This window comes from Lacticaseibacillus pantheris DSM 15945 = JCM 12539 = NBRC 106106 (assembly GCF_001591865.1).
GTDB classification, from domain to species: domain Bacteria; phylum Bacillota; class Bacilli; order Lactobacillales; family Lactobacillaceae; genus Lacticaseibacillus; species Lacticaseibacillus pantheris.
Genome location: NZ_BCVS01000117.1, coordinates 1 through 6,986 on the forward strand (window position 1 = coordinate 1; position 6,986 = coordinate 6,986).

Consider the following 6,986-nt stretch of genomic DNA (forward strand, 5'->3'; position numbering starts at 1 on the left):
GGATACACGTCATTTTTCGGGCTCTAAAATCCGTGGGAAACCCGGAACGGGCTGGAGCGTGCGGGTGAAGCAATCACGGCGCAGGACACGTAAATCGCAACCCCAAACTCCACCCGCGCGTTCTCGCCGCCCCATCCGACGCTGCCGTCTGTGGACAATCACTCCTCCTACAACAATTACCGCAATCTAACCAAATTTAGGCCGTTGCCACCGGAAAGCCTTGGCGGTGCGCGTCCGATAGGTTATGATGATAGTAAGCGGTTACAGTAACTCAAAAACCGCCCTAGGAGGTGTACCTTTTATGTATGCGACCATTTTATTCGACATCGACGGCACCATTATCGACACGGAAGACGTTATTATCGGTGCGCTACAGGACGCGCTGGTTCAAACTGTCGGTATGCACAAGACCCACGATGAATTAACCTACTCATTGGGCATCCCCAGCGACCAAACTTTGGCCGCTCTAGGCCTGACAGCAGCGCAACAGGACAAGGTAGCCTCGTTGTGGACCGAACTGACCAAGGAACGGCAGACCCAGGTCCATGTCTTTGCCAATATGCGCCGGACTCTAGCTCACCTGCAACACCGTGGCATCATGATGGGTATCATTACCGCCAAAACGGCTTCCGAATTGGCGCATGAATTCACGTGGTTCGGGTTGAACGACTACTTTGACACTATCGTCACCTACGCGAGCGACATCGCTCCCAAGCCGGCGCCCGATCCCATTCTGCGTGCTCTGGCCGAACTGCCTGCTAATCACGGGCGCACCTTGTATATCGGGGACACTGTAACGGACATGCAAGCCGCCAAAGCCGCCCACGTGGACTTCGCCGTGGCAACCTGGGGGGCACATAACCTCGCAGGATTTACCGAGGCCGACCATTTTCTGACCCGACCAGAAGCAATTCTTGATTTAGCAAACATTAGTGCACTTGCGTAAATTATTGAGGAGGTAGCCATGAACCGGTTTGGATTTAACCAATTTGGCGGTCCGGAGGTATTTACCACCATCGAGGCCGCAACACCAGAACCCCACGACGGTCAGGTACAAATCCACGTGCTGGGATTCGGGATTAACCCGTACGACGCAACGTTGCGGTCAGGCGCCGCCGCTAAGGACCGCCCACTCGACTTTCCGATTGTGCCAGGGGTGGACGTTGCCGGCGTGATTACCGCTGTCGGTCCCAACGTCAGCGACTTTGCTGTGGGCGACCGCGTGATGAATTACCGCCCCATTGGGGGATACAGCGAGTATGTGCGGGCTAGCACCAGCAAAGTTGCGCATATCCCCGACGCCATTTCAATTGCCGAGGCAGCTGGACTGCCCCAATCTACCGTGGTCGCCTACAGTATCCTCACCGACCTATTACGGACGGAGGCTGGTAAAACCATTGCGGTGATTGGCGCGGCCGGTGGTGTTGGTAGCGTTGTACTTCAGTTTGCCCAGTACTTGGGCCTTAAAACCAGCGCCATCGCTAACAGCCATCATCACGAAACACTAGCCAGCTTCAATCCAGGTGAAATCGGTCATTACGATCTGGAAGATGTGGGAGCCCGCTTTGCCGACCAGGCGGACTACGTGGTGAACGCCAGCGCCGGGGGCAACGATCACGGGATTGGTGTGCGGATGTTACAACGGCATGGCCAGTACGTGAGCGTGGCGTTTAGCACGGTCGATAAAACCATCAAGCCTAACGCAACTTACCTACAGGTGGGCGCGGGCCCCCGTCCGAACGTACCATCTGCGTTTGCGCTGCTCAATTCTGCGTGCGCAAATGACAACGGATTTCATCTACCCATTGCCACAAAGTTGCCCATGACCCTTGCCGGTGTTATCGCCGCCCACGAGCTAATTCTCACCCGCCACGGGGCCGGGAAGATTGTCTGCGTGGCGGAGGAATTGGAAGAAGATTAACGATTAGGACGGGAGATGACTTGTAAATGGCTTTAGCCGTATGCTAGTGCCAATGGAGTTGCTATTGCGGAGAATGCTAGAGCGCTCCCGCGTTAGTCTTACTTATTAAAACCAAAAACATGATAATACCGGGAACAACGCTTGACTTACGGCAGAAGACGAGCTGCGCGGACTTGTTACTGTGTTGGAGAATGCGGCAGTGGGCCCGATTTACTCGTGCGTATAAAAACGAGCTGCGCAGGCCAGAAAGCGACGTATAAGGGGTCCCAACCAAATGGCCAAGCCCACTAGCGCTTCAATCGCGAAAATACTACAGCGCTCCCGCGTTAGCCTTGCTTATTAAAACGAGCTGCGCGGGTCAGAAGACGCCACATAAGGTACTCCAACCAAAAGGCCAAGCCCACTAGCGCTCAATCGCGGAGAATGCTACAGCGATCCCGCGTTAGTCGTGCGTATGGAAACGAGCTGCGCAGGCCAGAAAGCGACGTATAAGGGGTCCCAACCAAAAGGCCAAAACCGGGCCTTTCGGTTGGGACCCCTTATACTCTGCTTTCTAAACGGCCTGCTCCGCTCTCTCTCAAATTTCCCCTTGACAACCTTAAAACTCCATGGCTATACTTACACCAACAAATGACAGAGGAGGACGCCAAAATGAGTATTTTCACACAAAGTTCACTAAACCAATCATGGCAAAGCTGGCGCTAGTCGGTTGTATTCGTTTCGGACGGATACAACCTGGCAAACAGGATTGTATCCGCGCCGGCAACTTTTGTGTGATATACGCACAAGCCTGTCCGCGGAATCCGCGGCAGACTTTGGCGGCCCAACTAACTAGGGGCAAACCAGAGTAACTGCTGGTTTGCCCCTTTTTTGTACCCACTCAACCAGTCACACAGCTCGTGGGGTGTCCACCCCCACCAATGGAGGAAATATTTATGAAGAAGATTTATACCGCACTACTCACCGTTGCCACCCTCGCCACCGCCGCCCTGATCAGCGTTCGTGGTCCCCAAGCCCAGTCCGTTAAAGCCGCTAGCGTGCCCAAGGTCGGCATCCTGCAACAGCTTGAACACCCCGCCCTCGATGAAATCCACAAAGGTGTAGTCAAGGGACTGGCCGAAGAGGGCTACAAGGGTAAAAAAGTCAAAATTGTTTTCCAAAACGCCCAGGGCGACCAGAGTAACATCAAAACCATGAGCGATCGCTTTGAAAGTCAAAACGTCGACCTGACCGTCGGTATCGCTACCGCTGCCGCTCAGGGATTGGCCACCGCCGCAAACGGCAAGCACCCCGTTATCTTGGCCGGTATTACCGACCCCGTTGGCGGGAAACTGGTGAAATCCAACAAGCGTCCCGGTGGCAACATCACCGGTACCTCCGGCGATTCACCAATTAAACAACACCTCAACCTGATCAAGGCCATCGTGCCAAAGCCTAAGCAAATCGGAATTATTTACACTACTTCCGACCACGGTGGCACCTTCAACGCCAAACGAATGGCCGCCTTGTGCAAGAAGGAAGGCCTGAAGTACAAGCTGTACTCGATTACGAATACCAACGATATGCAACAGGTCGCTAGCAAGATGGCCAGCGAGTCCGACGTCATCTACGCCCCACAAGATAATGGTGTCGCCGCGGCCATGAAAACACTCGTGAACACTGCCAACAATGAAAAGGTACCCGTGATTCCTGCTGCCAACACGATGGTCAAAGACGGCGGCGTGGCGGCATACGCCGTGAGCCAATTCAAGCTGGGTGAAGAAGCCGGGAAGATGGCCGGCAAGGTGCTGAAGGGTAAGAACCCTGCCACCTACCCAGTCAAGATGGTGACTAAGGGCCACTACGTAATCAACAAAGCCGAAGCCAAAAAGATTGGCCTGAAGCTGCCCGCTAAAGTCGTTAATGGCGCCGAGAAGAACGGTGAAGTTTACTAATTAAGCGCCAAAATTACAACAAATGCCGCAACGCGTGCGACTACCAACCCCTACTGGTAGTTGCACGCGTTGCGGCATTTTGTTTGTTGCAAATAATCTAATTGTCCAAACCGGATTCATCAACCTTCATGGCTGAATCCGCCTGTGCGCTACCGTCAGTATAATTAAACTGATAGCCAGGCTGAACGTTATAAATATACACGTTGAAATTCACCGTACCATCAGTTGAAATTGCCTGCGCCCAGTAGCCCCGCGGCATTAATTCATCCCCGCGGAAAACTGTCGTCACCTGATAAATAACCTGTTTCCCGTCAACCAACGCTTGGCGAACTTTACCCTCATAGATCTGCATCAGCACCTGGTTGGAGTACGCCGATTGTGTGGCCAGGTTCTTCGGGTTGTCAGAACTGCCCTCCGCCCCCTGTTCGTGCTTACCATCACTATTAATGTTAAAGGTTAACGTGTAAGCAATCAGGTGCCCACGATTGTAGATTTCCGTCTGGCCACTACGATTATAATGCCAGCCGGTGGGAGTCCACTCCTGACTGGGACGGCCCTCACTTTTACCCAGATTGTCCTTACTCAAATACGCAGTCGCCGTAGTTGTGCGGTTGAGCCGGTCCAAGTTGCCATAGTCAATGTGACTGCTCTGCCAGGTACTGGCAGTCAGTGTGCTCTTACCGCCATTCACCTGAACAACTGGTGCCGATCCGGAACTAAAGGTGAGCTGAGTAAGTTGCTTGTACGCATCTTGGTCAACCGCGTTATTGCCACTAGTCTTGGCGGTAATGCTTTGGGTAATGCCCACGCGGTCCATAACACCATCCAGTGCGCCGGTCCGGTATAACCCCAGTAGGGCAATGACAATTACCGCCAGCACCCCACCAATCTGACTTTTGCGTACTCGCGTCTTGCGCTTGCGTGCCATGTTGTGTTTCCCCCAGATTCATTCTAATAGAACCATGATATCACGGGAGCACCGACAACACGTCCCTCTTTGCACAAAAATGCCACGGTCGCGACGACAATTAGTCGTTGGTTGCGAACATTATCGCGTTACGAATCATATCCACGCCGCGCTCCAGGTCGGCCTCCGACATGATTAACGGGGGTAATAGCCGCAAAGTATTATGCTTGGCGGACAGCGCCAGCATTCCCTGCTGCCGCAGTTTAGCCAGCACCGTGTTCACGGGTAACTCTGCTTTCAGATGAATGCCGACCATCAAACCACGCCCCGTCACGCCCGTCACCACAGACAAATTAGCCACGGCGGTGTCGAGCTCATTCCACAGCGTATCGGCCTTGCTTCGCACGCCGGCCAACATCGTTGGGGTCAGTTGCTGCAGCACGGCACGCGCTGCAGCCAACGCGACTTTGTTACCCCCAAAGGTGGAACCGTGGGCACCGGGACCAAAAGCGTCACCCAACGCAGTTTTGCCCAACATCGCACCGATGGGTAACCCGTTACCCAAAGCTTTAGCCACCGTCACAATGTCGGGGTCTAAGCCCGCTGCCATGTACGCGAACTTAGTCCCGGTTCGCCCAATGCCGGTCTGCACCTCGTCAACAATCAGCAGGACACCCTGACGCTTGCACTCCGCCCCTACCGCCTGCAGCCACTTAGTATCAGCGGGTATCACCCCGCCCTCACCCTGAATCACTTCCAGAATCACGGCGGCCAGGTGGGGGCCAATCGCCGTAAGGACATCAGGACTGTTGTAATCTGCAAAGGTGACGTCGGGGACAAGGGGTGCATACCCAGCCTGAATGTCGGGATTACCCGTCAGCGACATTGAACCGTACGTCCGACCGTGAAAACCATTGTTGAACGCCAAAACCTGGGTTCGACCGGTAGCCTTACGGGCCAACTTGAAGGCCGCCTCGTTAGCCTCCGTTCCAGAATTACAGAAAAAGGCCAGCTGATCAGGCGCCGTCAGGAGCGCCGCAACTTCTTCCTGCAACGCACTGTCATACAGATTGGAGGTGTGCCAAACGCGCCCAGCTTGCTGGGTGACAGCCTTCACCACCGGACCGTTGCTATAGCCCAGGCTACAGACGCCGATACCGCTCGTAAAGTCCAAGTACTCGTGCCCCGTGTCGTCAACCAAAAACCAGTCGTGACCGTCCACCAGGTCGATTGGTAGTCGGCCATAATTGTTAAACAAACTCGTTGTCATCTTTCCATCCCCCTTACATCGCAGCGGACAAGACCATCGTCCCCGGACGGGTCACATCATTCGTAATGTTCACCTGCGTGCCGGCGTGTACACAATCAATGGCCGCATTAATTTTGGCTTCCATGCCGCTAGTGATAATTCGTTGCTGCACCCAGCGGCTGGCCTGCTGTGGATCGATTGTAGCGGCTGTGGTCCCGTTCACAATGACACCGGGAACATCGGTCACCATCATTAACCTGGTGGCGCCCAGTGCACGCGCAACGGCGACTGCCGCCATGTCGGCGTTAACGTTCAACATCGTGCCATCACTAGTCTGTGCGAGCGGCGCTAACACCCCCACATAGTCGGCTAATACCCGGTTCAACACAGTCGTATTAACCTGAGTGATTTTGCCCACTGCACCGTAGAGCTGCTGGTCAAGCAACGTCCCCGTGAGCAATGCGTTATCGGTGGTGTTCAACCCCATGACCGGCAGTCCGTGTTGATGCAAAGTCAGGCACAAAGCCGGTTGTACCACGCCCAGCAACACCGCCTGGGTAACGGCCAACGTGTCCGCGTCAGTTACACGGATACCGCCGCGTTTGTGCACCGTCAGGCCTAGGCGTTCGCTCCACGCGTTAATTTGTGGCCCGCCACCATGAATCATGAGGACACGCACGCCGGCAGCTCGCCACCGGGCCAGTTGGTCAAAGAATTGCGGTGTCAGTTGCTCGGTGGCATTACCACCCAATTTGATTACAACGGTTTCGGTCATTTAGCAATTTCCTCCTTGACGTACGAATTTGCTCCAGTTTCTGAACGCGGGGCTCCGCTCTCTAACTCTAAAACGAGCTGCCCAGGCCAGAAAGGCTACACATAAGCAGCTCTAACCAAAAGGCCAAGCCCACTCGCGCTTCGATTACGGAAAATGCTACAGCTCTTCCGCGTTAGTCTTGCTTATAAAAACGAGCTGCG

General features: G+C 54.4%; 6 protein-coding genes. 3 read left to right on the forward strand and 3 right to left on the reverse strand.

Features of this window, described 5'->3' with window-relative positions:
* The first annotated feature begins 301 nt into the window (after window positions 1–301).
* The 3 genes from LPA02S_RS10025 (at window position 302) to trpX (ending at window position 3,855) form a co-directional block, all read left to right on the forward strand.
* Window positions 302–946: an HAD family hydrolase gene (locus LPA02S_RS10025; RefSeq protein ID WP_054650478.1), complete on the forward strand. Its 645-nt coding sequence runs from the start codon at window positions 302–304 to the stop codon at window positions 944–946.
* Window positions 947–964: 18 nt separating this feature from the next.
* A complete protein-coding gene (locus LPA02S_RS10030; RefSeq protein ID WP_054650476.1) occupies window positions 965–1,921 on the forward strand; it encodes an NADP-dependent oxidoreductase in 957 nt (318 codons plus the stop codon).
* 935 nt (window positions 1,922–2,856) lie between these two features.
* Window positions 2,857–3,855: a tryptophan ABC transporter substrate-binding protein gene (trpX, locus tag LPA02S_RS10035; RefSeq protein WP_056957171.1), complete on the forward strand. Its 999-nt coding sequence runs from the start codon at window positions 2,857–2,859 to the stop codon at window positions 3,853–3,855.
* A 97-nt stretch (window positions 3,856–3,952) separates the two neighbouring features.
* Here trpX and LPA02S_RS10040 read toward each other — a convergent pair whose 3' ends face one another.
* The 3 genes from LPA02S_RS10040 to argB all read right to left on the reverse strand — a co-directional run bounded on the left by LPA02S_RS10040 (window position 3,953) and on the right by argB (window position 6,786).
* Window positions 3,953–4,783, reverse strand: a complete 831-nt coding sequence (locus LPA02S_RS10040) for a DNA/RNA non-specific endonuclease (RefSeq protein WP_054650474.1) — start codon at window positions 4,781–4,783, stop codon at window positions 3,953–3,955.
* Window positions 4,784–4,883: 100 nt separating this feature from the next.
* Window positions 4,884–6,032, reverse strand: coding sequence for an acetylornithine transaminase (gene argD, locus LPA02S_RS10045; protein WP_054650472.1), 1,149 nt, complete (start codon window positions 6,030–6,032; stop codon window positions 4,884–4,886).
* Between the two features lie 13 nt (window positions 6,033–6,045).
* A complete protein-coding gene (gene argB / locus LPA02S_RS10050; protein WP_054650470.1) occupies window positions 6,046–6,786 on the reverse strand; it encodes an acetylglutamate kinase in 741 nt (246 codons plus the stop codon).
* Between the last annotated feature and the right edge of the window lie 200 nt (window positions 6,787–6,986).